This is a genomic window from Bacteroides fluxus YIT 12057 (assembly GCF_000195635.1).
GTDB classification, from domain to species: domain Bacteria; phylum Bacteroidota; class Bacteroidia; order Bacteroidales; family Bacteroidaceae; genus Bacteroides; species Bacteroides fluxus.
On record NZ_GL882621.1, the window covers coordinates 54,376 to 78,552 of the forward strand.

24 protein-coding genes and 1 tRNA gene are annotated in these 24,177 nt (G+C 46.5%); 17 read left to right on the forward strand and 8 right to left on the reverse strand.

Features of this window, described 5'->3' with window-relative positions:
* Positions 1-19: 19 nt before the first annotated feature.
* The gene (ilvC, locus tag HMPREF9446_RS05230) at positions 20-1,063 is read left to right on the forward strand and encodes a ketol-acid reductoisomerase (RefSeq protein ID WP_009124397.1); all 1,044 of its coding nucleotides are present in this window, start codon (positions 20-22) and stop codon (positions 1,061-1,063) included.
* Positions 1,064-1,123: 60 nt separating this feature from the next.
* Here the strand turns inward: ilvC and HMPREF9446_RS05235 are convergent, their stop codons facing one another.
* Positions 1,124-3,007 carry an AAA domain-containing protein gene (locus tag HMPREF9446_RS05235; RefSeq protein ID WP_009124398.1) on the reverse strand — a complete coding sequence of 628 codons (1,884 nt, stop codon included), beginning with the start codon at positions 3,005-3,007 and terminating at the stop codon, positions 1,124-1,126.
* Between the two features lie 149 nt (positions 3,008-3,156).
* Between HMPREF9446_RS05235 and HMPREF9446_RS05240 the strand changes: the two genes are divergently transcribed.
* From HMPREF9446_RS05240 to HMPREF9446_RS05265, 6 genes are all read left to right on the forward strand, one after another.
* On the forward strand, positions 3,157-5,400 hold the full coding sequence (locus HMPREF9446_RS05240) for an aconitate hydratase (RefSeq protein ID WP_009124399.1): 2,244 nt from the start codon (positions 3,157-3,159) through the stop codon (positions 5,398-5,400).
* Between the two features lie 3 nt (positions 5,401-5,403).
* Positions 5,404-6,552: an NADP-dependent isocitrate dehydrogenase gene (gene icd / locus HMPREF9446_RS05245; protein WP_009124400.1), complete on the forward strand. Its 1,149-nt coding sequence runs from the start codon at positions 5,404-5,406 to the stop codon at positions 6,550-6,552.
* Between the two features lie 20 nt (positions 6,553-6,572).
* Positions 6,573-7,916 carry a citrate/2-methylcitrate synthase gene (locus HMPREF9446_RS05250; protein ID WP_009124401.1) on the forward strand — a complete coding sequence of 448 codons (1,344 nt, stop codon included), beginning with the start codon at positions 6,573-6,575 and terminating at the stop codon, positions 7,914-7,916.
* 248 nt (positions 7,917-8,164) lie between these two features.
* Positions 8,165-8,935, forward strand: a complete 771-nt coding sequence (locus HMPREF9446_RS05255; protein ID WP_009124402.1) for a DUF1295 domain-containing protein — start codon at positions 8,165-8,167, stop codon at positions 8,933-8,935.
* 44 nt (positions 8,936-8,979) lie between these two features.
* Positions 8,980-10,203: an NADH:flavin oxidoreductase gene (locus HMPREF9446_RS05260; RefSeq protein WP_009124403.1), complete on the forward strand. Its 1,224-nt coding sequence runs from the start codon at positions 8,980-8,982 to the stop codon at positions 10,201-10,203.
* Positions 10,204-10,255: 52 nt separating this feature from the next.
* Positions 10,256-11,095, forward strand: a complete 840-nt coding sequence (locus HMPREF9446_RS05265) for an SDR family oxidoreductase (protein WP_009124404.1) — start codon at positions 10,256-10,258, stop codon at positions 11,093-11,095.
* Between the two features lie 189 nt (positions 11,096-11,284).
* Here HMPREF9446_RS05265 and pfkA read toward each other — a convergent pair whose 3' ends face one another.
* The 3 genes from pfkA to cmk all read right to left on the reverse strand — a co-directional run bounded on the left by pfkA (position 11,285) and on the right by cmk (position 13,934).
* Complete coding sequence (pfkA, locus tag HMPREF9446_RS05270; protein ID WP_009124405.1) at positions 11,285-12,265, reverse strand: 6-phosphofructokinase; 981 nt, start codon at positions 12,263-12,265, stop codon at positions 11,285-11,287.
* A 110-nt stretch (positions 12,266-12,375) separates the two neighbouring features.
* Positions 12,376-13,239 (reverse strand): 4-hydroxy-3-methylbut-2-enyl diphosphate reductase, encoded by an 864-nt coding sequence (locus tag HMPREF9446_RS05275; protein WP_009124406.1) that lies wholly within the window; start codon positions 13,237-13,239, stop codon positions 12,376-12,378.
* Positions 13,236-13,934, reverse strand: coding sequence for a (d)CMP kinase (gene cmk, locus HMPREF9446_RS05280; protein ID WP_009124407.1), 699 nt, complete (start codon positions 13,932-13,934; stop codon positions 13,236-13,238). Before cmk ends, HMPREF9446_RS05275 begins: the two co-directional genes overlap by 4 nt.
* Before the next feature lie 290 nt (positions 13,935-14,224).
* Between cmk and HMPREF9446_RS05285 the strand changes: the two genes are divergently transcribed.
* The 9 genes from HMPREF9446_RS05285 (at position 14,225) to HMPREF9446_RS05325 (ending at position 20,190) form a co-directional block, all read left to right on the forward strand.
* A complete protein-coding gene (locus tag HMPREF9446_RS05285; RefSeq protein WP_009124408.1) occupies positions 14,225-14,911 on the forward strand; it encodes an energy transducer TonB in 687 nt (228 codons plus the stop codon).
* A gap of 77 nt (positions 14,912-14,988) precedes the next feature.
* Positions 14,989-15,963, forward strand: a complete 975-nt coding sequence (locus HMPREF9446_RS05290; RefSeq protein WP_009124409.1) for a polyprenyl synthetase family protein — start codon at positions 14,989-14,991, stop codon at positions 15,961-15,963.
* 21 nt (positions 15,964-15,984) lie between these two features.
* Positions 15,985-16,698 carry a hypothetical protein gene (locus HMPREF9446_RS05295; RefSeq protein ID WP_009124410.1) on the forward strand — a complete coding sequence of 238 codons (714 nt, stop codon included), beginning with the start codon at positions 15,985-15,987 and terminating at the stop codon, positions 16,696-16,698.
* Complete coding sequence (locus HMPREF9446_RS05300; RefSeq protein WP_009124411.1) at positions 16,695-17,474, forward strand: TatD family hydrolase; 780 nt, start codon at positions 16,695-16,697, stop codon at positions 17,472-17,474. The genes HMPREF9446_RS05295 and HMPREF9446_RS05300 overlap by 4 nt, the downstream gene beginning before the upstream one ends.
* A 162-nt stretch (positions 17,475-17,636) precedes the next feature.
* Positions 17,637-17,724: transfer RNA gene (locus HMPREF9446_RS05305), tRNA-Ser, on the forward strand.
* A gap of 79 nt (positions 17,725-17,803) precedes the next feature.
* Positions 17,804-18,610 (forward strand): MotA/TolQ/ExbB proton channel family protein, encoded by an 807-nt coding sequence (locus HMPREF9446_RS05310; RefSeq protein ID WP_009124412.1) that lies wholly within the window; start codon positions 17,804-17,806, stop codon positions 18,608-18,610.
* Between the two features lie 5 nt (positions 18,611-18,615).
* Complete coding sequence (locus tag HMPREF9446_RS05315) at positions 18,616-19,101, forward strand: membrane protein (protein WP_009124413.1); 486 nt, start codon at positions 18,616-18,618, stop codon at positions 19,099-19,101.
* A gap of 34 nt (positions 19,102-19,135) precedes the next feature.
* Positions 19,136-19,726, forward strand: a complete 591-nt coding sequence (locus tag HMPREF9446_RS05320; protein ID WP_009124414.1) for an ExbD/TolR family protein — start codon at positions 19,136-19,138, stop codon at positions 19,724-19,726.
* Complete coding sequence (locus tag HMPREF9446_RS05325; protein WP_009124415.1) at positions 19,726-20,190, forward strand: ExbD/TolR family protein; 465 nt, start codon at positions 19,726-19,728, stop codon at positions 20,188-20,190. Before HMPREF9446_RS05320 ends, HMPREF9446_RS05325 begins: the two co-directional genes overlap by 1 nt.
* Positions 20,191-20,244: 54 nt before the next feature.
* On the opposite strand, the gene HMPREF9446_RS05330 is transcribed toward HMPREF9446_RS05325, so the two are convergent.
* Complete coding sequence (locus tag HMPREF9446_RS05330; protein ID WP_009124416.1) at positions 20,245-20,778, reverse strand: GNAT family N-acetyltransferase; 534 nt, start codon at positions 20,776-20,778, stop codon at positions 20,245-20,247.
* An 18-nt stretch (positions 20,779-20,796) separates the two neighbouring features.
* Positions 20,797-22,077 carry an IgA Peptidase M64 gene (locus HMPREF9446_RS05335; RefSeq protein WP_009124417.1) on the reverse strand — a complete coding sequence of 427 codons (1,281 nt, stop codon included), beginning with the start codon at positions 22,075-22,077 and terminating at the stop codon, positions 20,797-20,799.
* 238 nt (positions 22,078-22,315) lie between these two features.
* Between HMPREF9446_RS05335 and HMPREF9446_RS05340 the strand changes: the two genes are divergently transcribed.
* Positions 22,316-22,792, forward strand: a complete 477-nt coding sequence (locus HMPREF9446_RS05340; RefSeq protein WP_005827104.1) for an Lrp/AsnC family transcriptional regulator — start codon at positions 22,316-22,318, stop codon at positions 22,790-22,792.
* A 1-nt stretch (position 22,793) separates the two neighbouring features.
* Here the strand turns inward: HMPREF9446_RS05340 and HMPREF9446_RS05345 are convergent, their stop codons facing one another.
* Positions 22,794-23,282, reverse strand: a complete 489-nt coding sequence (locus HMPREF9446_RS05345; RefSeq protein ID WP_009124418.1) for a dihydrofolate reductase — start codon at positions 23,280-23,282, stop codon at positions 22,794-22,796.
* 49 nt (positions 23,283-23,331) lie between these two features.
* The gene (locus HMPREF9446_RS05350) at positions 23,332-24,126 is read right to left on the reverse strand and encodes a thymidylate synthase (protein ID WP_009124419.1); all 795 of its coding nucleotides are present in this window, start codon (positions 24,124-24,126) and stop codon (positions 23,332-23,334) included.
* Positions 24,127-24,177: the final 51 nt, after the last annotated feature.

The window sequence follows — 24,177 nt, forward strand, 5'->3', positions numbered from 1 at the left end:
ATAAAAACTAAAACAAAAAATGGCACAATTGAATTTTGGCGGTGTTATTGAAAATGTAATGACCCGCGAAGAATTTCCTTTGGAAAAAGCACGTGAGATTTTGAAAGATGAGACAATTGCGGTAATCGGTTATGGAGTACAAGGACCGGGACAGGCTTGTAATTTGCGTGACAATGGTTTCAATGTAATTGTAGGACAGCGTCCGGGCAAGACGTACGAGAAGGCCATTGCTGACGGATGGGTTCCGGGTGAAACTTTGTTCGGCATTGAGGAAGCATGCCAAAAGGGAACGGTTATTATGTGCCTGCTCTCTGATGCGGCAGTCATGTCTGTATGGCCCGTAATGAAACCTTATCTGACAGCCGGAAAGGCACTTTATTTCTCTCATGGTTTTGCCATTACATGGAGCGACCGTACCGGTGTGGTTCCGCCGAAAGATATTGATGTAATCATGGTTGCGCCTAAAGGTTCGGGTACGTCACTTCGTACGATGTTCCTTGAGGGCCGTGGTTTGAACTCATCGTACGCTATCTATCAGGATGCTACGGGCAAGGCATTGGACAGGACACTTGCTTTGGGTATCGGTATCGGTTCCGGTTATCTGTTCGAGACTACTTTCCAGCGTGAGGCTACTTCGGATTTGACCGGAGAACGCGGTTCATTGATGGGAGCCATCCAGGGATTGCTGTTGGCTCAGTATGAAGTATTGCGTGAAAACGGGCATACTCCTTCCGAAGCATTCAATGAAACGGTTGAAGAGCTGACTCAGTCGTTGATGCCGTTGTTTGCAAAGAACGGTATGGACTGGATGTATGCCAATTGTTCGACTACTGCTCAGCGTGGTGCCCTGGATTGGATGACTCCGTTCCATGATGCCATCAAGCCGGTAGTAGAAAAATTGTATGCCAGCGTAAAATCCGGTAATGAAGCCCAAATCTCCATTGACAGCAATTCCAAGCCGGATTATCGTGAAAAACTGAATGCGGAATTGAAAGCACTGCGTGAAAGCGAGATGTGGCAGACTGCCGTTACCGTTCGTAAACTTCGTCCGGAAAATAACTGATCAGGTTTATCATAGACAGTAAAAATGCCTCCTTTTCTTTTTGCGGAAAGGAGGCATTCTTTATTCTTTAGAGATGTATTCCATCAATTTGCGGTAGAAACTGTGATGGCTTAACGTAGCGGCTTCTCCCAGAATAACGAGCTTCATCCTCGCTCTGGTAATAGCCACATTCATTCTGCGCAAATCGTTGAGAAATCCGATCTGTCCTTCTTCATTTGCCCGTACCAGACTGATGAAGATGACGTCGCGCTCTTGTCCTTGGAAGCCGTCCACCGTATTTACGGTCAGCAGGCTGCGGTAGGGCTTCAGCGAAGCGTCCGTTTTTATTTTGTTGCGTAGGTATTGCACTTGCGCTCTATAAGGAGATATAATGCCGAAGTCTATCCGTTCTTCCAGGATGCGGTTGCTGCCGATTCGTGTGATGTAAGATTTTAATTCCTGGAGGAGCAGATTGGCTTCATCCTTGTTGATGCGTCCGAAGGTCTCACCTACAAATTCTTCCTTGAAATCCATATCGGAAGTGTCTATCCAGCTGATAGGTGAGTCCCAATCGAGGATTCCGCGGCAACGTACTTCGGGAGCGGCCTCCAGTTCTCCATTATAGAACCATTGGGAAGAAAATTTCATGATATCTTCGTGCATCCGGTATTGTACTTTCAATAAAGATACGGTAGAAGGCTTGCTGGAAACGACCTTTTCCATCAATGTACGTTCCAATCCGCCGCGTGCGGCTTCATGGCATTTGATGGTAGGCGGCAGTTGGCAGTGGTCGCCTGCCAGTACGACACGGTCTGCTTTCCGGATGGCTATCCAGCAGGCAGCTTCCAGGGCCTGTGCGGCTTCATCTATGAAAAGCGTGCCGAAGCGGTGCCCGTTCAATAGCCGGTGATTGCTGCTGACGAGTGTTGAGGCGATGACATGGGCACCGTCGAACAGGTCTGCATTGATTTGTATCTCCAGAGCTGTGGCACGGTCGCGCAAACGGCTCATACGGTTGCGTATGCCTTCCCTCTCATCGTAGTTGCCGCGGCGGGAACGTCCGCTGAGTTCGCGGAGGTTTTTCCGGATACTCCATAACTCAGTGTAAAGGGGGTGCCCCTCAAAACGTCGTTCGTAGGTAAAGGACAGCATTTTATCGTTGACACGTGTAGGATTTCCGATGCGCAGTACATTGACACCTCTGTCTATCAATTTTTCCGAAATCCAGTCGACGGCAGTATTGCTTTGCGCGCAAACCAGTACTTGGGGTTCCCGATGCAGGGTTTCATAAATGGCTTCTACAAGGGTCGTTGTTTTGCCTGTTCCCGGAGGACCGTGCACGATGGCCACATCCTTGGCGCATAAAACCTTGTTGACGGCAGTCTCCTGTGTGGAATTCAGCCATGGGAAACGGACGGGATAAAGCTCCCGGAAACCGGGTTTTCCCGTGCCCAGCATGATATCCCGTAGTTCGGACAGTCTGTTCCCTTTTGAACGCGACACATCTTCCAGAGCCTCGAACATGGTCCGGTAGGATGTTTCGTCGAAATAGAGCTGTATGCCAAGATTCTCCGCAGCCTGTACCTCCATGACGGCATTTGCACCGGGCATGATGACCGCCATCCGTGTTTCGTCGGCATAGCTGACGGTGGCAATGAAATTCATATAGGTAATTTTTCCATCGGCCGACTGGCGGAAGAAACAGACAGGGCGGCCAAATTCAAAATTGTGTTCTATATCAGTATCTTCTGTATGTGTAATTTCTATTACCAACTGATTCAGGGAATTATAGTAGCTCCGTCCCGGAGAGGCAGGATACCAGCACAGGCCCCGTTTGACTTTTCGGGCCACTCCCATATTCTCTGTTTGCCGCCTGAACTCCTCCTTTTCGAATTCATATTCCATCCGCAGCAGGAGTTGTTGCTGCTGGAGGTGCAGGATAGGGGACTGTATTTCGTGGCTCATTATAAACGGGGATTTTCTTTGCAAAGGTAATCATTCTCTGTTTTCAGTGGAAGAAAAGTTTTGTTTTGTTAAACATTTAGTTCTTTTTGCTTGTTAATAATATTGATTTGTAATCTTTACAATAATGAAAAACTAAAAAATAGAAGGTTATGGTTTATGATTTAACGATGCTCAAGGCGTTTTATGCAAATTACTCAGAGAAAATAGAACGCATACGGACCGTACTGCAACGTCCGCTGACTTTAGCAGAAAAGATTTTGTACGCTCATTTGTATGATGGGAAAGAAGTGGAAAACTACAGGCGGGGGGAAGATTATGTGAATTTCCGTCCTGACCGTGTGGCTATGCAAGATGCGACTGCCCAGATGGCTTTGCTGCAATTTATGAATGCGGGACGCGAGCAGGTTGCGGTTCCTTCTACCGTGCATTGCGACCATCTGATACAGGCATATAAAGGAGCCAAAGAAGACATTGCCACAGCTACAAAGACCAATGAGGAGGTGTATGATTTCCTTCGTGACGCTTCCTCCCGTTACGGCATCGGTTTCTGGCAGCCCGGTGCGGGTATCATCCACCAGGTAGTGCTGGAAAACTATGCTTTCCCGGGCGGAATGATGGTAGGCACAGACTCGCATACTCCCAATGCAGGAGGATTGGGCATGATAGCTATCGGGGTGGGAGGCGCCGATGCGGTAGATGTAATGACCGGAATGGAATGGGAGCTGAAAATGCCCCGCTTGATCGGAGTCCGTTTGACGGGTAAGTTGAGTGGCTGGGCCGCCCCCAAAGATGTGATTTTAAAGTTGGCGGGTATTCTGACTGTAAAGGGAGGAACGAATGCCATTATAGAATATTTCGGCCCGGGCACGGAATGCCTGTCTGCCACCGGCAAGGCAACCATTTGCAACATGGGTGCCGAAGTAGGGGCAACTACTTCTTTATTTCCCTACGACGGGCGGATGGTGACCTACTTGAAAGCTACCGGCAGGGAAGAGGTGGCTGCCATGGCGGATGCCGTCGCTGCCGAACTTCGGCCGGATGAGGACGTTGTTGCCAATCCGGAGAAGTATTATGACCGGATTATCGATATCGACCTTTCCCTGTTGGAACCCTACATCAATGGTCCGTTCACGCCGGACGCCGCTACGCCGATTTCCAAATTTGCCGAGAAAGTAATACTCAACGATTATCCCCGCAGGATGGAAGTGGGGCTGATCGGGTCATGCACCAACTCCTCTTATCAGGACCTGAGCCGTGCCGCTTCTTTGGCGCGCCAAGTGAAGGAGAAAGAGCTGGATGTTGCGGGTGCCTTGATAGTCAATCCCGGTTCGGAACAGATCCGTGCGACGGCCGAACGCGACGGCATGATCAGCGCTTTTGAAGAAATCGGTGCTACCATCATGGCAAATGCCTGTGGCCCATGTATCGGGCAGTGGAAACGTTGTACCGATGATGCGGAACGCAAGAACTCCATCGTGACTTCTTTCAACCGCAATTTCGCCAAACGTGCAGACGGCAATCCGAACACTTATGCCTATGTGGCTTCTCCCGAGCTGACCATGGCATTGACCATTGCCGGTGACCTTTGCTTCAATCCTCTGCGGGATACTCTGGTGAACCGTAAAGGAGAAAGAGTGAAACTTTCCGAACCTGTGGGTGAAGAGCTGCCGCCGCGTGGTTTTGCTTCCGGGCATGAGGGATACGTTGCACCTTCCAATGGAAAGAAGGAAATTGCGGTTGCCCCCGATTCCCAACGCTTGCAGTTGCTGGCTCCTTTTCCGGCTTGGGACGGGAAGGACTTGTCGGATATGCCTTTGTTGCTGAAAGTTCAAGGCAAATGTACTACGGACCATATTTCAATGGCAGGCCCGTGGCTCCGTTTCCGCGGGCATCTGGAGAATATATCGGACAATATGCTGATGGGTGCGGTCAATGCCTTCAACGGAGAGACCAACAGTGTCTGGAACCGTGTGACCAATGCTTACGGAACCGTTTCCGGCACTGCCAAACTGTATAAATCGGAAGGCATTCCTTCTATGGTAGTTGCTGAAGAGAATTACGGTGAGGGTTCCAGCCGCGAGCATGCTGCCATGGAACCAAGATTCCTGAACGTACGCGTCATTCTTGCCAAGAGTTTTGCCCGTATCCATGAAACCAATCTCAAGAAGCAGGGGATGTTGGCGCTGACTTTTGCCGATAAGGCCGATTACGATAAAATACAGGAACATGACTTGCTTTCTGTCATCGGATTGAAAGACTTTGCTCCGGGGCGGAATCTGGAAGTCGTTCTTCACCATGAAGATGGCACCAAGGAGAGTTTTCCGGTGCAACATACGTATAATGAACAGCAGATAAGGTGGTTTCGTGCCGGTTCTGCACTTAATGCACGATAGAATATGGAAAAGATTACTGTACCTTTTATTACAGGTGACGGAGTGGGCGCCGAGGTGACCCCATCCATGCAGGCTGTTGTAGATGCCGCTGTCAAGAAAGCCTATGACGGGAAGCGTGGCATTGAATGGAAAGAAGTTTTGGCAGGGGAACGTGCCTTTAAGGAGACTGGTTCATGGCTGCCGGAAGAGACGATGGAAGCTTTCCGTACTTATAAGGTGGGCATTAAGGGCCCGTTGACGACACCTGTCGGCGGAGGAATCCGTTCCTTGAACGTGGCGTTGAGGCAGACACTCGATTTATATGTTTGCCTGCGCCCGGTGCGTTGGTACCGGGGAGTGGTTTCTCCGCTGAAGGAACCCCGTAAAGTGAATATGTGCGTGTTCCGTGAAAACACGGAAGATATCTATGCCGGAATCGAGTGGGAGGCCGGCACGCCGGAAGCCGAGAAGTTCTATCGTTTCCTGCATGATGAAATGGGGGTGACCAAAGTCCGTTTTCCCGGGACTTCTTCTTTTGGTGTGAAGCCTGTTTCCAGGGAAGGGACGGAACGTCTGGTGCGTGCTGCCTGTGAGTATGCGTTGGAGCACGGATTGCCTTCGGTGACACTGGTTCATAAAGGAAATATCATGAAGTTCACCGAGGGAGGTTTTAAAAAATGGGGGTATGAGTTGGCGGAAAAGGAGTTCGGTAAGGAAATTGCGGAGGGCCGTCTGGTTATCAAGGACTGCATAGCCGACGCTTTCCTGCAAAACACGTTGCTCATTCCGGAAGAGTATTCCGTCATAGCCACGTTGAACTTGAACGGTGATTACATATCCGACCAGCTGGCGGCCATGGTAGGCGGTATCGGCATCGCCCCCGGTGCCAATGTCAATTACAGGACAGGACATGCCATCTTTGAGGCGACTCATGGTACGGCTCCCGCCATTGCGGGAAAAGATATCGTGAATCCCTGTTCCATCATTCTGTCTGCCGTCATGATGCTTCAGCATTGGGGGTGGAAGGAAGCGGCTTCTTTGGTGGAAAAGGCATTGGAGCAAAGTTTTGTCGAGGGACGTGCCACTGCCGATTTGGCCCGTTTCATGCCGGATGGAGTCTCTTTATCTACCTCCGCCTTTACAGAGGAGATTGTGGGAAGAATTGAAAAATAACAAAAAAAAACATACATGCCATGAAAAAGGAATATTTGATTTATAAGCTTTCCGAGGATTTGAAGGAAGCCACCCGGATTGAGAACGAACTGTTCAAGAAGTTTGATGTGAAGCGCGGGTTGCGCAATGAGGACGGGACCGGTGTATTGGTCGGGCTGACCAAGATAGGCAATGTAGTGGGCTATGAACGCATTCCCGGAGGTGGCTTGAAGCCTATTCCCGGCAAGCTGTTCTACCGGGGCTATGACGTGGAGGATTTGGCGCATGCGGCCATCAGGGAAAAACGTTTCGGCTTTGAGGAGGTTGCCTATCTTTTGCTTTCCGGACGCTTGCCCGACAAGGAAGAACTGAAATCCTTCCTTGAACTGATTAACGACAATATGCCCCTGGAGCAAAAGACGAAGATGAACATCATCGAACTTGAGGGAAACAACATTATGAATATTCTGGCACGCAGCGTGCTCGAGATGTATCGCTTTGATCCTGCCGCCGACGATACTTCCCGTGACAATCTGATGCGCCAGAGCATTGAACTGATATCCAAGTTCCCTACCATCATTGCCTATGCCTACAATATGCTCCGGCATGCCACTCACGGGCGCTCCCTGCATATACGCCATCCGCAGGAGAACCTTTCCATAGCCGAGAATTTTCTCTATATGCTGAAAAAGGATTATACCGAACTGGATGCCCGTACCCTTGACCTTCTGCTGGTGCTGCAGGCGGAACACGGCGGCGGTAACAATTCTACTTTTACCGTACGCGTCACTTCTTCTACAGGAACCGACACTTACTCTGCGATAGCGGCAGGCATAGGTTCCTTGAAAGGGCCGCTCCATGGTGGAGCCAATATCCAGGTGGCAGATATGTTCCATCATTTGCAGGACAATATTCAGGACTGGACCAACGTAGATGAGATTGACACTTACTTCACCCGCATGTTGAATAAGGAAGTCTATAATAAGACCGGGCTGATTTACGGTATCGGCCATGCTGTCTATACCATTTCAGATCCCCGTGCCATTCTTTTGAAAGAGCTGGCCCGTGACCTTGCCCGTGAAAAGGGGAAGGAACGGGAATTTGCCTTTCTCGAATTGTTGGAAGAACGTGCCATCGAAGTGTTTGGCCGTATAAAGAACAACGGAAAGACCGTCTCGAGCAATGTTGATTTCTATTCGGGCTTTGTTTATGAGATGATTGGCTTGCCGCAAGAAATCTTCACGCCTCTGTTTGCCATGGCACGTATCGTGGGCTGGTGTGCCCACCGCAATGAAGAGTTGAACTTTGAAGGCAAGCGTATCATTCGTCCTGCCTACAAGAATGTTTTGGATGAGACGGCGTACGTGCCTATCAAGAAACGCTAAGAACCGAAACTGGCTATTTTTAATCGTTCCATCATGGAGTAAAAATCGTTCCTCCATGGTGGAACGATTTTTACCCCACGGTGGAACGAAATTTTCTCCATGGTGGAACGATTCTTCTTTCGTATCTTCGCAGCTTAATCTTCTTAGGAAAAAACGTTGGCTTTTGCATGAAAAATTTTAATTATCCGGGGAAAACGATTTGATTGTCGTGAGTTTTCTGTATCTTTGCTTCGCTTAAATAAAGGACTATGAATCAGGAAACTTTTCAGCTCTTTCTGTGGGTGATGAGTGCTGTGGCATTGATTGTCTTTATTGCGCTCTATTTTGTCAAAGCCGGTTATGGCATGTTCCGTACCGCCTCGTGGGGAATTTCCATCAATAATAAATGGGCCTGGGTACTAATGGAAGCACCGGTCTTTGTCGTCATGTTTCTGCTGTGGGGAAGAAGCGGAACCGGTTTTTCCCTGCCGGAATATTTATTTTTCCTCTTGTTCCAGTTGCACTATCTCCAGCGCGCATTCATTTTCCCTTTTCTGCTGAAGGGAAAAGGCCGGATGCCATTGGCCATCATGGCAATGGGGATTGTTTTCAATGTGCTGAACGGGGTCATGCAGGCCGGCGGGCTATTCTATTTTGCACCGGCCGGGCTTTATGCCGACGGTTGGGCCTATCTGTTGAAACCCCATGCGGTGACCGGTATCTTTTTATTCTTTCTGGGCATGGGTATCAACCTCCATTCTGACCGTGTAATACGTCATCTTCGTAAACCCGGTGATACAAGGCACTATTTGCCCGGCGGCGGGTTGTACCGGTATGTCACTTCGGCCAATTATCTGGGTGAGCTGGTGGAGTGGACAGGATTTGCGGTTCTGACGGCTTCGCCTGCAGCGTGGGTGTTCGTGTGGTGGACTTTTGCTAATTTGGTTCCCCGTGCCGATGCCATTCACCGTCATTACCGGGATGAATTCGGTGATGAAGCGGTAGGAAAACGCAAGCGTATTATACCTTTTATTTATTGAAAGGACAGGTAAAGGAACATAATCAGTAAAATACAAATAATAACATGGAATCGAAATTGTTTACTCCCGTTACTTTCGGACCGCTGACCTTGAGGAACCGTACTATCCGTTCGGCTGCTTTTGAAAGCATGTGTCCCGGTAATGCGCCTTCGGATATGTTGCTTGATTATCATCGTTCCGTTGCGGCAGGTGGAGTAGGGATGACTACTATCGCGTATGCGGCGGTTACGCGGAGCGGCTTGTCTTTTGACCGTCAATTGTGGATGCGTCCGGAAATAGTTCCCGGATTGCGGCGGATAACGGATGCGGTGCATGCGGAAGGGGCCGCTGCCGGCATACAGTTGGGACACTGCGGAAACATGTCTCACAAGAGTATTTGCGGTTGCACTCCGGTTGGAGCAAGCGGAGGATTCAACCTTTATTCCCCGACTTTTGTCCGGGGACTTCGTGCGGATGAACTTCCGGATTTGGCGCGTGCGTACGGGCGGTCGGTCAATCTGGCCCGTGAAGCAGGATTTGACTCGGTGGAAATTCATGCGGGACATGGCTATCTCATCAGCCAGTTTTTGTCGCCTTCCACCAATCATCGTAAAGATGAGTTTGGAGGCTCTTTGGAAAACCGGATGCGTTTCATGGATATGGTTATGGAAGAGGTGATGGAAGCGGCCGGAAGTGATATGGCTGTTCTGGTGAAGATGAATATGCGCGACGGTTTCCGCGGAGGCATGGAGATGGATGAAACGATGCAGGTGGCACGGCGTCTGGAACAGTCGGGTGCACATGCGTTGGTCCTGAGCGGGGGATTTGTCAGCAAGGCTCCGATGTATGTGATGCGTGGGGAGATGCCGATTCGTTCCATGACGCACTATATGGCCTGCTGGTGGTTGAAGTATGGAGTGCGCATGGTAGGCAAGTGGATGATTCCTACTGTTCCCTTCAGGGAAGCATATTTTCTGGAAGATGCATTGAAATTCCGTGCGGCGTTGAAAATGCCCTTGGTCTATGTAGGAGGGCTGGTTTCCCGCACGAAGATTGACGAAGTGCTGAATGATGGCTTCGAAGCTGTGCAAATGGCGCGTGCGCTGCTGAATGAACCGGGGTTCGTCAACCGCATGCGTGCGGAGGAGAATGCCCGTTGCGGCTGTAAGCACAGCAATTATTGCATTGCCCGCATGTATTCCATAGAAATGGCCTGCCATCAGCATTTGCAGGAGGAGCTTCCTGCCTGTTTGGGGAAGGAGATTGAAAGGCTGGAATCTAACGGGTGAATTTGCGTGCCGGAGTAGGACGGATAGTACTAACTAATTATCAATTATCAAAGTGAAACTTGCAATTATAACTGGTGCCGACGGAGGGATGGGCACGGAAATAACACGGGCTGTTGCCATGGCCGGATATCAGGTTGTCATGGCCTGCTATCGTCCGCAAAAGGCCGAAGAGGTATGCAGGAAGTTGGTGCATGAAACCGGTAACCCGCATCTGGAAGTGCTGGGCATTGATTTGGCTTCCTTGTCTTCCGTGGCTTCCTTTGCGGAACTAATTTTGGGCCGCGGGCAGCAGATAGCCCTGCTTATGAATAATGCGGGTACAATGGAAACCGGACGCCGTACAACGGAAGACGGGCTGGAACGTACGGTGAGTGTGAATTACGTAGCTCCTTATCTGCTTACCCGAAAGTTGCTTCCGTTGATGGGGCAAGGAAGCCGGATAGTGAATATGGTATCTTGTACGTATGCTATAGGCCGTCTTGACTTCCCGGATTTTTTTCTTCAGGGGAAAAAGGGGGCTTTTTGGCGGATTCCTATTTACAGCAATACCAAGCTGGCCTTGACGCTTTTTACCATTGATTTGTCTAATCGGTTGAGGGATAAAGGGATAATTGTCAATGCGGCAGATCCGGGGATTGTATCTACCAATATCATTACCATGCATATGTGGTTCGACCCGTTGACGGATATTCTTTTCCGCCCTTTTATCCGGACACCCCGTCAAGGAGCGGCTACAGCCATCAGCTTATTGCTGGATGAAGATACGGGGAAACGCACAGGGACCTTGAATGCCAGTTGCCGTCCTAAATTGCTTTCCGAGAAATATACCCGGCATCAACAGATGGCGGATTTATGGGACCGGACGGAGGAAATCGTGAAGAAATGGCTATGAGACAAGAAGCAGATGTGTCAAAATAAAGATTTAGAACCCAAATAACACGAATTACACAACCCTGCTTTTTAATGACTCCTGATAATCAGCGATGATCAGATTTGCTTTTTTTGCGTAATTTGTGCTATTTGCGTTCTTTCATCAGTTTTGACACACCTGCTTCATATGATAATACGTAGAACGCTAGGGTCAGATAGACAATTCCCTCAATACATTTACCAAATCTTTTTTGATGGGTTTGTCATTCTTTATGGCTTTTGTGAAAGGAACATAAACCACTTCGTCGTGGTCGATGCCGATCATGACATTGCGTTGTCCTTCCATAATGGCATCAATGGCTGCCGCACCCAGACGGCTGGCAAGGATGCGGTCGTGGGCTGTCGGGCTGCCGCCGCGTTGCAAGTGGCCGAGGATAGTTACACGTACGTCATATCCGGGATATTCGTTTTTTACACGTTCTGCATAGTGCATGGCTCCGCCGGTCAGTTCGCTTTCGGCTACCAGCACGATACTGCTGTTCTTTGACTTTCGGAAACCGTTCTTGATGAATTCTTCCAGTTGGTCCACTTCGGTGCTGAATTCCGGGATGATGGCAGCTTCTGCTCCGGAAGCGATGGCGCCGTTCAACGCGAGGAAACCGGCGTCACGTCCCATGACTTCAACGAAGAAGAGGCGTTCGTGTGAGGTTGCCGTATCACGGATTTTATCCACCGCATCCAGAATGGTGTTCAGGGCCGTGTCATAGCCTATGGTGGTATCTGTTCCGTAGAGGTCGTTGTCAATGGTTCCCGGCAATCCGATGCAGGGAATGTCGAATTCTTGTGCAAATATGCGGGCGCCGGACAATGAACCGTCACCGCCGATTACGACCAGGGCGTCGATACCTTCCTTTTTCATGTTGTCGTATGCTGTCTGGCGTCCTTCCGGAGTCATGAACTCTTTACAGCGTGCAGTCTTAAGGATAGTACCTCCCACCTGGATGATATTGCTTACGTTCTGACTTTTGAATTCTTTGATTTCGCCGGTAACCAAACCTTTGTAACCTCTATATATACCTTTTACTGAAAGTCCGTTGTAGATGGCTGCGCGCGTCACGGCGCGGATGGCAGCATTCATTCCCGGAGCATCTCCTCCGGAGGTCAGGATACCGATACACTTAACTGTTCCCATAACAATCTTTTTGTTTAGTGTTAATAATCGGGGGCAAAGATAGCAAAAAGCTGAGGGCGTGACTAATAAATTACGTTAATTTGCTGTCCCGTAAGTAGTACATTTTGTCTTTAAAGTCTTGATTTTATCGCCTCGGATATTTCCTCCATCAGCCATTTGGGAGTGGAGGTGGCCCCGCATACTCCGATAGAGTCGGCACCGGTCAACAGAGAATTGTCTATCTCTTCAGCGCTGTCTATTAAATGCGAATTCGGATTGACCTTCTTGCATTCACTGAACAGCATCTTCCCGTTGGAACTTTTTTTGCCGCTGACAAAGAACACCAGGTCGTGTGAAGCGGCAAACCTCCGGATGTTGGGAATACGGTTGGCCACTTGCCGGCAGATGGTGTCGTAGTACTCGAAAGTAACTTCGGGGGATATATGTTCTTTGATGTACTCTACGATGTCCTGAAATTCATCCAGGGATTTCGTGGTTTGGGAATAAAGGCGGATGCTTTTGCTGAAGTCCAGGTTCTTGGCCTCTTCCAATTTCTCGATGACAATGGCTTCCCCTACAGTCTGGCCTACAAGTCCCAGTACTTCCGCATGGCCGTTTTTGCCATAAATGACGATTTGCTTCTCCCCTCCGTCTTCCTGTGTGTATTCCTGCTTGATTTTTTTTTGCAGGCGGAGCACGACCGGACAGGTGGCGTCGATTATCTCGATGTTGTTCCGGCGGGCGATGGCGTAGGTCTCAGGGGGCTCTCCATGTGCACGCAGCAACACTTTGGCATTGTGCAGATGGTTGAATTCATCATGGTTGATGGTGATAAGACCCATTTCTTTCAGACGTTCCACTTCACGGCTGTTGTGCACGATGTCTCCAAGACAGTACAATGTACCGCCGTTTGTCAACTCCTCTTCAGCCTTGTTTATCGCGGTGACTACTCCGAAGCAAAAGCCGGAGCCTTCATCTATTTCAACTTTTGTCATGGTTCCTGTTCTTTTACGACAATATTGAACTGCTCTGCGAGCCATTCCTTCTGTTGGGCAATTGTCAAGTTGCTGTTGTCCAACAGCAAGGCGTCGTCGGCCTTGCGCAGGGGACTTACTTCGCGGTTCTGGTCAATATAGTCCCGCTGCCTCACGTTCTCCAGTATTTCATCGAAGCTGGCTTCCTGTCCTTTCGCTTTCAGCTCGTCATAGCGGCGTTGTGCGCGTATTTCAGGGGTAGCGGTCACGAAAATTTTCAGTTCGGCGTCCGGAAACACAGTAGTGCCTATGTCTCTTCCGTCCATGACAATGCCCTTGGCTTTTCCCATTTCCTGCTGTTGCGCTACCATGGCTTCGCGGACAAAGCCCAAGGCGGCAACGGGACTTACACGGGAGGAAACTTCCATCGTGCGGATCTTGTTTTCTACGTTCACCCCGTTCAGGTAAGTATCCGGACGCCCGGTTTCCGGATTCAATTGAAATGAAATATGGATATCTCCGATATGCTTCTCCAATTTTTCAGTATCTATCCGGTCGCCCTGGAAAATACCGTTTTCAATGCTGTATAGAGTCACGGCACGATACATGGCACCGCTGTCTATATAAATATAACCTATCTCGCGGGCAAGGTCTTTGGCCATTGTGCTTTTTCCGCAAGAGGAGAAGCCGTCTATTGCTATCGTTATCTTTTTCATCAGGAATGATATTTATGCTATGTGTATTTTATAAGGTATATAACAAATTACAACGAAAAAGGAAAATGCCTTTTTCAATATTTCATTGAAAATTCCGGCCAAAGATACTGTATTTTTAAAATATCTCATTACTTTTGTCGCACAAATGCAGACAGGTGCTTCCGAAGGTTTAAAAAAACGAAAATCCGATGCTTGTTATGTGAAAAAAGCAGGTTAAGCGTGAACAGTCATTGGAAAAGTACTATATTTGCAGAAAATGAGAAACACTTATAATCAATTTTATAAATTTTATGGAAGTTAAAAAATCACCTAAAGCAGACTTGGAGAACAAGAAATCTACATGGATGCTAATCGGTTATGTAATTGTGCTCGCTTTCATGTTCGTTGCGTTTGAATGGACTAAGCGTGATATCAAGATTGATACGAGCCAAGCTATTGCCGATGTAATTTTTGAAGAGGAAATCATTCCTATTACTGAACAGCCGGAGCAAGCTACGCCTCCTCCCCCTGAGGCTCCCTCAATTCCGGAAACACTGACAATTGTGGAAGATGATGCCGATGTAGAAGAAACGACTATTGCCTCTACTGAAGATGTAGGACAAAAAGTGGAAATCAAATATGTGCCTGTTGCCGTTGAAGAAGAAGAACCGGAAGAGCAGACTATCTTTGAAATCGTAGAAGAAGCGCCTGAGTTCATAAATGGCGGTATGGCAGGTTTGATGCAGTATCTGAGCAAGAACATCAAGTATCCTACGATTGCGCAGGAAAATGGTACGCAAGGTCGTGTTGTTGTACAGTTTGTGGTTAACAGAGACGGTAGTATCGTTGACGCCAAGGTTATGAGAGGGGTTGACCCGTATCTGGATAAAGAAGCGCTTCGCGTGATTAACTCAATGCCGAAATGGAAACCGGGTAAGCAACGCGGTAAACCGGTTCGTTGTAGATATACAGTACCTGTAATGTTCAGATTGCAGTAATGAGATAAAATAAGAGGGAAGAGGCTGCCGATAAAGCAGCCTCTTTTTATTCATGGTTATTCCTAAAATTCAATGTTATGTTTACAGCTTCTGAGCTTTTAGAGAAAATAAATTCTCATATCGCGGATTTGAAATTTACTCGTACTCCCCAAGGTTTGTATGATCCGGTAAGTTATGTGTTGTCAATGGGGGGCAAAAGAATACGTCCTGTATTGATGTTGATGGCTTATAATCTTTATAAAGAAGACCTGGCCCGTATCTATGGACCGGCAACGGGAATTGAGGTCTATCATAACTATACTCTTCTGCACGATGATTTGATGGACCGGGCCGACCGCCGTCGCGGAAAGGAAACCGTACATAAGGTTTGGAATGATAATACAGCCATATTGTCAGGGGATGCAATGCTGGTACTGGCTTACCGGTTTATGGCACAATGCCCTGTTGACTGTTTGAAGGAGGTAATGGAACTGTTCAGCCTGACTGCTTTGGAAATATGCGAGGGGCAACAGATGGATATGGAATTTGAGCTTCGGAAAGATGTAAGGGAAGAGGAATATCTGGAAATGATTCGTCTGAAGACGGGAGTTCTGTTGGCTGCAAGCTTGAAGATTGGAGCACTCTTGGGAGGAGCTTCTGCCGAAGACGCCGGACATTTGTATGATTTCGGCATGAATCTGGGGGTTGCTTTCCAATTGAAAGACGATTTATTGGACGTGTATGGGGATGTAGCGGTTTTCGGGAAAAATATCGGTGGCGATATTCTTTGCAACAAGAAAACCTATATGTTGATAAAGGCCTTTGAACACGCTGATGACATACAGCTGCAGGAACTGAATGCGTGGATAGATGCCAAGTCTTTTGAACCGGCGGAAAAAATAGCGGCAGTGACCGGTTTGTATGATCAGATTGGAATTAAAGAAATTTGTGAGCGGAAAATGGCTGAATACAGTGAACGCGCAATGGTGAATCTTTCTGCTGTGAAAGTGCCCGATGAAAAGAAAGCAGAGTTGGAGAACCTTATGAAAAATCTGATGCACAGAGAAGTTTGATCGTCAATAACCCGATAGAGAATGCCCTATAGAAGATTACCGAATACAGACCAGGCGAGGATACGAGCATTGAAGGCAGTGGTCGTAAAGGCAGATATATATAATGTATATGATTTGGCCGTTTCTTTGAAGACTCTGACGGACGCCCGCAATTTCTTGATGAAATTTGAGGCGGCGCAATCTTATTATTCCGAATGCTTTGACCGGCAGTCTAAAGCGGGGCGTAAACACCAGGCCAATGTGAAGACAGCCAGACTTTATCTTTCCCATTTTATCCAGGTGCTGAATTTGGCTGTCATACGTTCTGAAGTACGGCTTTCCCATAAAGAATATTATGGTCTGGACATGAAGAGCAATAATGTCCCTGATCTGACTACTGAAGCTGCATTGGCAGAATGGGGGCGTAAAATTATTGAAGGAGAGAATAAGCGCATTTCTCAAGGAGGCATCCCCATCTATAATCCCGGTATTGCCAAGGTGAAAGTTCATTATGACATTTTTATGGAGAGTTATGAGAAACAAAAGAATTTCCAGATATTGACAGCCCGTAGTCTGGAAGCTCTCTCTTCTATGAGGCCGGAGGCTGATGGGCTTATTCTGGATATTTGGAACCAGGTGGAGGAGAAATTCGGTGAGGTTGTTCCCCATGAAAAACGGCTGGATTTATGCCGTGATTACGGTATTGTTTACTACTATCGTTCCGGTGAGAAATCTAAAGATGAAGTAAAAGAATGAGATTGATTGATTCACATTCCCATCTGTTTCTGGAAGAGTTTGCTGAAGATTTGCCGCAGGTGATGGAGCGTGCACGGGAGGCGGGCGTTACCCACATCTTCATGCCTAATATTGACAGTACTACCATAGAACCGATGTTGCGGGTATGTTCTGCATATAAAGGTTATTGTTTTCCTATGATAGGGCTGCATCCTACTTCTGTCGATGCAGGATATGAAAAGGAACTGGAGATTGTGGCTGAAGAATTGTCTTCACCGGATAAATATGTGGCTATTGGCGAAATCGGCATGGATTTATATTGGGACAAGACTTTCAGGAAAGAGCAGGAACTGGCTTTGGATAAGCAATTCCGGTGGGCTTTGGAGTATGATTTGCCAGTTGTAATTCATTGTCGGGAAGCGTTTGATTGCATATATAAGGTCTTGGAACCTTATAGGAATACACCTTTGAGAGGCATTTTCCACAGTTTTACGGGAACGCGGGAGGAGGCGGCCCGTATCATGGAGTTTTCTGATTTTCTTATTGGGATCAACGGTGTAGTCACTTTTAAAAAATCAGCTTTGCCGGAAGTTTTGAAAAATATACCTTTGGAGCGGATTGTCCTTGAGACTGATTCTCCTTATCTGACTCCGGTACCCAATCGGGGGAAGCGAAATGAGAGCGCTTATGTGAAAGACACTTTAATTAAGGTGTCTGAAGTATATGGTGAGCTTCCCGAGAAGGTAGCGCAGGTGACATCTGAAAATGCATTAAAAGTGTTTGGAATGCTCAAATAGGGTGTTGAAGATTTTAAAGTTTATTAATTTTGAGACTTTATTAAAGATAAAACGGGGAGAATGCAGCGGAAGAACAAAAAAAAGAATACATTTGTAGCTGAAAACGCTTGTGGTTCGCATTTTTTTTGTAATTTGCACCCGATTTCAGAAAAGGCGTCTATTGGAGAGATGCTCGAGTGGTTGAAGAGGCACGCCTGGAAAGCGTGTATACCCCTAAAGGGTATCCGGGGTTCGAATCCCCGTCTCTCCGCAGAATGAAAGCATGAAAGAAAACAACAAATAAATATAATAAGTAATTTAATTAATTAATCTTAAAAATTAGACACACAATGAAAAAGTTATTTGCAATTGTTGCTGTGATGGGAGTCTTAACATTTGGCTCAACTCAACTTGCTCAGGCTCAAGATGCTCCTGCAGCTGAACAAACGGAACAGGCTGCTCCTGCAGCTGTAGCTGACGATGCTGCTGCTCCTGCTGCCGTAGGAGTTGAAGAAGGTGGTATCCACAAAGAAATCAAGACAAAGTTTATTGAAGGTACTGCATCCTTCATGAGTTTGGTAGCTATCGCATTGGTTATCGGTCTTGCATTCTGTATTGAGCGTATCATTTATTTGAGTTTGGCTGAAATCAACACTAAGAAGTTTATGGCTGCTATCGAAGGCGCTTTGGAAAAAGGTGACGTTGAGGCTGCTAAAGACATCGCACGTAACACAAGAGGTCCTATCGCTTCTATCTACTATCAAGGCTTGATGAGAATCGATCAAGGCATTGATGTTGTAGAAAAGTCTGTAGTATCTTACGGTGGTGTACAGGCCGGTTACTTGGAAAAAGGTTGTTCTTGGATTACACTGTTCATCGCAATGGCTCCGTCTTTAGGATTCTTGGGTACTGTAATCGGTATGGTTCAAGCATTTGATAAAATCCAGCAGGTAGGTGATATCTCTCCGACGGTTGTAGCAGGTGGTATGAAAGTTGCCTTGATTACTACTATCTTCGGTTTGATCGTTGCTTTGATTCTGCAGGTATTCTATAACTACATCCTGTCTAAGATTGAAGCTTTGACCAGCGAAATGGAAGATTCTTCTATCTCACTGTTGGATATGGTTATCAAATATGACTTGAAATACAAAAAATAATTAAGATGGCTAAGTTATCATATAAAGTATCATACTACGTACTGTACGCAATGTTCGCTGCCATTTTGGTAGTGTTGGGCTTGTTCTACTTCGGTGGAGATGCTCAGGGTGATGCAGTACTGATGAGCGTTGACTCAGAAATGTGGCAACCGGCTCAGACAGATGCATTGATTTATTTGATGTATGGTCTGTTGGCTGTGGCCGTTATTGCTACGATTGTTGGTGTAGTGTTCCAATTCGGTTCTGCATTGAAAGATAATCCTGGAGCTGCATTGAAATCTTTGATTGGCTTGATTATATTGGTAGCAGTTGTTGTTATTGCATGGGCTATGGGTAGTGAAGAACCGCTCAATATTCCTGGATACGACGGTACTGACAATGTTCCTTTCTGGTTGAAGATTACTGATATGTTCCTTTACTCAATCTACATTTTGTTTGCCGGAACTGTTTTGGCAATCATTTTTAGTAGCATTAAGAAGAAATTATCATAACTATTGGGGCAACTCAATTTAAAGAGTAATTACAATGGCAAAAGGAAAAAGAAAAGTTCCTGATATTAACTCAAGTTCTACAGCGGACATCGCATTCTTGTTGCTGATCTTCTTCTTGATTACGACATCTATGGATACTGACCGTGGTTTGGCAAGACAGTTGCCTCCACCACCGGAAAAGGATCAGAAAATGGATGACATCAAGGTGAAAGACCGTAACATATTGCCTGTCTTCCTGAATATGCAGGACCAGTTAATGTGTGGGAATGATTATATTACGGTAGATCAGTTGCGTGCAAAAGCAAAGGAATTTATAGCTAACCCCTATAACGATGAGAACAAACCGGAAAAGTCTTCTACGAATGTAGAGTTTTTCGGAAACATGATGGTGACAAAAAACCATGTAATTTCTTTGCGTTGCGACCGTGGTTCTTCGTATAAAGCATACCTTGCTGTACAGAATGAGTTGGTAGCTGCATACAATGAGTTACGCGACGAATTGGCTCAAGAAAAATGGCAGAAAAACTATGCTGATTTGAATGAGGACCAACAGAAAGCAATTCGTGAAATTTATCCTCAGAAGATATCTGAGGCAGAACCTAAAAAGTACGGAGAAAAGAAGTAATGGGAAAATTTAATAAGACTGGCAAACGTGAGATGCCGGCGTTGAACACTTCTTCTCTACCTGACCTTATCTTCACCTTGTTGTTCTTCTTCATGATTGTAACAACTATGCGTGAGGTAACTTTGAAGGTTGAGTTTAAGGTTCCGCAAGCTACAGAATTGGAAAAACTTGAAAAGAAATCTTTGGTTACGTTTATCTACGTAGGAAAGCCTACCGCTGAGTTTCGTAAGAAATTAGGTAATGAAAGTCGTATCCAGTTGAATGACAGCTATGCTGAAGTTCCTGAGATTCAAGATTACATTATTGGTGAACGTAATAGTATGAAAGAAGAGGATCAGCCGTTGATGACTGTATCTTTGAAGGTTGACCAAGATACGAAAATGGGTATCGTAACAGATATCAAAGAAGCTCTTCGTCAAGCTTATGCATTGAAAATTAACTACTCTGCGCAACCGCGCCAGTAAGAAGTTAGTAACTATATGATAAAGGCTGCTTATTTGATTAAGCAGCCTTTATTTTTATTTTACGTTATACACTTCTTTGTATATATGTTCTTTTACATTTTCAAAGTCTCTTTCGCATTGTAAATCTCCGTAGGCCATAAGCAGCATAGGGAGGAAATGATCTCCGGGCTTGTATGGAGGTTGTTGATATGGTTTCTCCCACAGTGAGAAGCCATGGCGTTGATAGAAATTGATACGGCGCTGCGCCATCTCTTCAATGGGTTCTTCTACTTCCAATATAATGGGGTATTTCAGAAGTTGGCACAGATGGTTCAGTACATTCTTGCCATGACCGCCATTGCGTTGTGCAGGATCTATGGCGAAATGTTCCACATAAAAGAAATGCCCAAAGTCCCAATAAGTAATGAATCCTACCGGAGTATCATCCTGGAAGATGATATTGTTATGAAAACTTGTCTTTGTATCTGTATAGGTACGTAATTCTTCCAGCGCCCTGTATTCCTCTGACGGGAAAGAACAGGTCATCAGTTGTTCCATGTAATCGTACAAAGCCGTATCGGCGGTTGTAATGCGTTGCAGTCTGATCATAAGTTATATCGTTTTGTTTTATTGTCCAGTATAAAAATCTATTATCCGACGGACGGCGCGTTGGCAAACCGGGCAAAAAGCAGGGTATTCATTGGTCCGCATACGGCAATTATCCGCAGGGCGGTAGATGCCTTTGGCAGAATATCCTCCTCCTTCGTACACACCTATGGGATATTTCACCTTTTCTGAGGTTGGGGTGGGGACAGGAGTTCCTTTTACCAGCATATCTTCCCATTTGGATGCGAAGTTGACCCGTGTGCTGATGTTCTGCTCCCAGGGCTCTATATCCAGAGGATAAGTATCGGTCATCACATCATCATCGTAAAAATACTCATCGGCAAGACCTCCGAAGCTGTGGCCGAATTCATGTACTACTACCGGGCGGAATTTAGGGTGATGTGCCGTGGTAAGGGTATATGAATTGTATATGCCTCCTCCGCCATACTCTTCCGTATTGGCCAGGATGATGACATGTTCATAGGGAATTCCTGCCAAAGCATCATGTATGGACTTTACACGTGAGGTGGTCAGATAGCGGTCTGAGTAGAAAGTACTGAAATGTGAATTGAATGCAGTGCGTTTCCACTCACCTAAGCGTGGTACACTAACTCCGCTGTCTTCAGACGGACTTGCTACGGCTACGATGTTGAAGCGCTTCTTCATTGATTGGAATGGCTCATGGGAGAAAAGGCTTTCACAGGCGATAGCGGCATCCTTATAGAATGTATCCATTTCTTCCAGGGTATAGCCTTCGGCAAGGATGGCTACATCAATACACTTTTCGGTAGTTCCGCTTTGTAGCAGATATTTATGGGGGGTAATGTGGTCGGTTCCTTTCTGATGTATCAAGATATCATTCGGGTTTACTATATGCTTCATACTTGTACGGATATTCCTGCGCGGGTCGAGCAATGTTATTTCTATTTCTGCCGGACGGAGCGGGTAAGGAACCAGAAAGCTATTCTCGAATCCTTTGGTTACGGCCTTGGCTTCGTCTGTCTCGAGCCATTCCTGGAAAAGTGAGGAAAAGGAAGTTTTATAGATGATGGTTCCGCTGGCTTTGTCACGCATGACGATTTGCCCGTTTCCCTGCAAAGGCAGTTCGGACAAGTGCTGTTTCCTTCCTGCCCATGACGGCAGTGAAGAAAGTCCGTCCAGGCAGACCTCCTGTTTTGCGGCATTTCCCGTGAAGATATAGTCGATGCGCAAAGTTTTGTTTGCAAAATAGTCACTGAATGCTTGTGCTTGTAAGGATAATGTAACGAACAGGCACATAAGGGATAACAAGTGTTTCTTCATAATTCTTTATTATTTAATCTTTTTACAAAGATACGGTGTTTGGGCCTCATCTCCAATTTTCTTGGGTTGTGTTGTCGAATTTTATATATGCGGCTGTAAGATTCCTGATGAGGTTTTATTCTTTTTTTAGCAATAAAAGTTATAGACCGTATTTTTATTGGTAAAAAAATAGCTAACTTTGCACATTACTGTATGAAGATACGGAAGATATAGTATTTATTAATCATTAAAAATTGAAATGGGACATCATCAATTGGATACTTTAGACGAGCAAATATTGAAGCTTATCGCCGACAATGCACGCATTCCTTTCCTTGAAGTGGCCAGAGCCTGCAATGTATCGGGAGCAGCCATTCACCAACGCATTCAAAAATTGACAAATTTAGGCATCTTGAAAGGTTCTGAATATGTTATCGATCCGGAAAAGATAGGGTATGAGACCTGTGCCTATATCGGTATCTATTTAAAGGATCCTGCCTCTTTTGATGCTGTGACGAGGGCCTTGGAAGCTATTCCGGAAATCGTGGAATGTCATTTTACGACAGGAAAATATGATATGTTCATAAAGCTCTATGCCCGCAACAATCATCATTTGCTGAGTATTATTCATGATAAGTTACAGCCGCTGGGGCTGGCTCGTACGGAAACACTGATTTCCTTCCATGAAGCCATCAAGCGGCAAATGCCGATAACGGTGGAAGAAGAGGAAGATTGATTTATCGGCGGATATAGTCAACAAAAGCATAAGGGCAGGGATGCTTCTCGTCTATAGGGTGGGATTCCCTGCTTTTTTCTTGCCATACGGTCAAGTCTATTTCAGGGAAATATACGTCCGCCTGGGCAGCTTCGGCATCTACTTCTGTCAGACAAAGGGCATCGGCCAATGGGAGCGCTTGACGATATACGCTGGCTCCCCCTATAATATAGATATGCTCATCCGGGCGGCAATTGGCCAGTGCCTCTTCCAAAGAACAGAATACCTCTGCACCCGGACAGGAGAAATCTTCTTGTGAAGACAGGACGATGTTGCGCCTGTTGGGAAGGGCGCCTTTGGGCAAAGACTCAAACGTTTTTCGTCCCATGATGATGGTATTGCCTGTAGTCAAGGCCTTGAAACGTTTCAAGTCATCAGGTAGCCAGAATAATAATTTGTTCTGATAACCGATACCTCTGTTTTTGTCTATTGCGGCGATAATACTGATCATATCTTCTTGGAATTGTTGTTTGCATAGAGAGCGGTTGCCCCTCTGCCATTTATACTGCTACTTTTCCTGCTATGTGCGGATGCGGGTTATAGTTGACCAGTTCGAAATCCTCGAACTTGAAATCAAAAATATCCTTGACGTCCGGATTGATTTGCATTTGCGGTAATGCACGAGGCTCACGCGTGAGTTGTAGTTTCACTTGTTCCAGATGGTTCAAGTAGATATGGGCATCTCCTAAAGTATGGATAAAGTCCCCGGCCTTCAGTCCGGTAACCTGTGCCATCATCTGCAGGAGCAGGGCGTAGGAGGCGATATTGAAAGGCACTCCCAAAAAGATGTCCGCGCTGCGCTGATATAGTTGCAGGCTCAGTTTCCCATTGGCCACATAGAATTGGAAAAAGGCATGGCAAGGAGGCAGGTTCATATTATCCAGATCGCCTACGTTCCAGGCGCTGACAATGATGCGGCGGGAATCGGGATTGTGTTTGATGGTTTCAACGGCTTCACTGATTTGGTCTATGAATCCGCCTTTATAATCAGGCCATGAGCGCCACTGGTATCCATAGATATGTCCTAAATCCCCGTTTTCGTCTGCCCATTCATTCCAGATACGTACCCCGTTGTCTTGGAGGTATTTCACATTGGTGTCTCCTTTGAGGAACCACAGAAGTTCGTATATAATGGATTTTAAATGGAGCTTTTTGGTAGTCAGGCACGGGAATCCTTCCTCCATATTGAAGCGCATCTGATGTCCGAATACACTGATTGTACCTGTTCCGGTGCGGTCACTTTTTTCCGTGCCTTCAGTCAGCACCCGGTTGAGTAAGTCTAAATATTGTTTCATGATAATGGTGCTTTTTATATGGTTGCAAAGGTAGGGGATTAAATCAATAAT

What these genes read in the sequence shown, in the direction of transcription:
- ilvC (WP_009124397.1), top strand. Translation starts at nt 20, where the DNA reads ATGGCACAATTGAATTTTGGCGGTGTTATTGAAAATGTAATGACCCGC.
- HMPREF9446_RS05235 (WP_009124398.1), bottom strand. Translation starts at nt 3,007, where the DNA reads ATGAGCCACGAAATACAGTCCCCTATCCTGCACCTCCAGCAGCAACAA.
- HMPREF9446_RS05240 (WP_009124399.1), top strand. Translation starts at nt 3,157, where the DNA reads ATGGTTTATGATTTAACGATGCTCAAGGCGTTTTATGCAAATTACTCA.
- icd (WP_009124400.1), top strand. Translation starts at nt 5,404, where the DNA reads ATGGAAAAGATTACTGTACCTTTTATTACAGGTGACGGAGTGGGCGCC.
- HMPREF9446_RS05250 (WP_009124401.1), top strand. Translation starts at nt 6,573, where the DNA reads ATGAAAAAGGAATATTTGATTTATAAGCTTTCCGAGGATTTGAAGGAA.
- HMPREF9446_RS05255 (WP_009124402.1), top strand. Translation starts at nt 8,165, where the DNA reads ATGAATCAGGAAACTTTTCAGCTCTTTCTGTGGGTGATGAGTGCTGTG.
- HMPREF9446_RS05260 (WP_009124403.1), top strand. Translation starts at nt 8,980, where the DNA reads ATGGAATCGAAATTGTTTACTCCCGTTACTTTCGGACCGCTGACCTTG.
- pfkA (WP_009124405.1), bottom strand. Translation starts at nt 12,265, where the DNA reads ATGGGAACAGTTAAGTGTATCGGTATCCTGACCTCCGGAGGAGATGCT.
- HMPREF9446_RS05275 (WP_009124406.1), bottom strand. Translation starts at nt 13,239, where the DNA reads ATGACAAAAGTTGAAATAGATGAAGGCTCCGGCTTTTGCTTCGGAGTA.
- cmk (WP_009124407.1), bottom strand. Translation starts at nt 13,934, where the DNA reads ATGAAAAAGATAACGATAGCAATAGACGGCTTCTCCTCTTGCGGAAAA.
- HMPREF9446_RS05285 (WP_009124408.1), top strand. Translation starts at nt 14,225, where the DNA reads ATGGAAGTTAAAAAATCACCTAAAGCAGACTTGGAGAACAAGAAATCT.
- HMPREF9446_RS05290 (WP_009124409.1), top strand. Translation starts at nt 14,989, where the DNA reads ATGTTTACAGCTTCTGAGCTTTTAGAGAAAATAAATTCTCATATCGCG.
- HMPREF9446_RS05295 (WP_009124410.1), top strand. Translation starts at nt 15,985, where the DNA reads ATGCCCTATAGAAGATTACCGAATACAGACCAGGCGAGGATACGAGCA.
- HMPREF9446_RS05300 (WP_009124411.1), top strand. Translation starts at nt 16,695, where the DNA reads ATGAGATTGATTGATTCACATTCCCATCTGTTTCTGGAAGAGTTTGCT.
- HMPREF9446_RS05310 (WP_009124412.1), top strand. Translation starts at nt 17,804, where the DNA reads ATGAAAAAGTTATTTGCAATTGTTGCTGTGATGGGAGTCTTAACATTT.
- HMPREF9446_RS05315 (WP_009124413.1), top strand. Translation starts at nt 18,616, where the DNA reads ATGGCTAAGTTATCATATAAAGTATCATACTACGTACTGTACGCAATG.
- HMPREF9446_RS05320 (WP_009124414.1), top strand. Translation starts at nt 19,136, where the DNA reads ATGGCAAAAGGAAAAAGAAAAGTTCCTGATATTAACTCAAGTTCTACA.
- HMPREF9446_RS05325 (WP_009124415.1), top strand. Translation starts at nt 19,726, where the DNA reads ATGGGAAAATTTAATAAGACTGGCAAACGTGAGATGCCGGCGTTGAAC.
- HMPREF9446_RS05330 (WP_009124416.1), bottom strand. Translation starts at nt 20,778, where the DNA reads ATGATCAGACTGCAACGCATTACAACCGCCGATACGGCTTTGTACGAT.
- HMPREF9446_RS05335 (WP_009124417.1), bottom strand. Translation starts at nt 22,077, where the DNA reads ATGAAGAAACACTTGTTATCCCTTATGTGCCTGTTCGTTACATTATCC.
- HMPREF9446_RS05340 (WP_005827104.1), top strand. Translation starts at nt 22,316, where the DNA reads ATGGGACATCATCAATTGGATACTTTAGACGAGCAAATATTGAAGCTT.
- HMPREF9446_RS05345 (WP_009124418.1), bottom strand. Translation starts at nt 23,282, where the DNA reads ATGATCAGTATTATCGCCGCAATAGACAAAAACAGAGGTATCGGTTAT.
- HMPREF9446_RS05350 (WP_009124419.1), bottom strand. Translation starts at nt 24,126, where the DNA reads ATGAAACAATATTTAGACTTACTCAACCGGGTGCTGACTGAAGGCACG.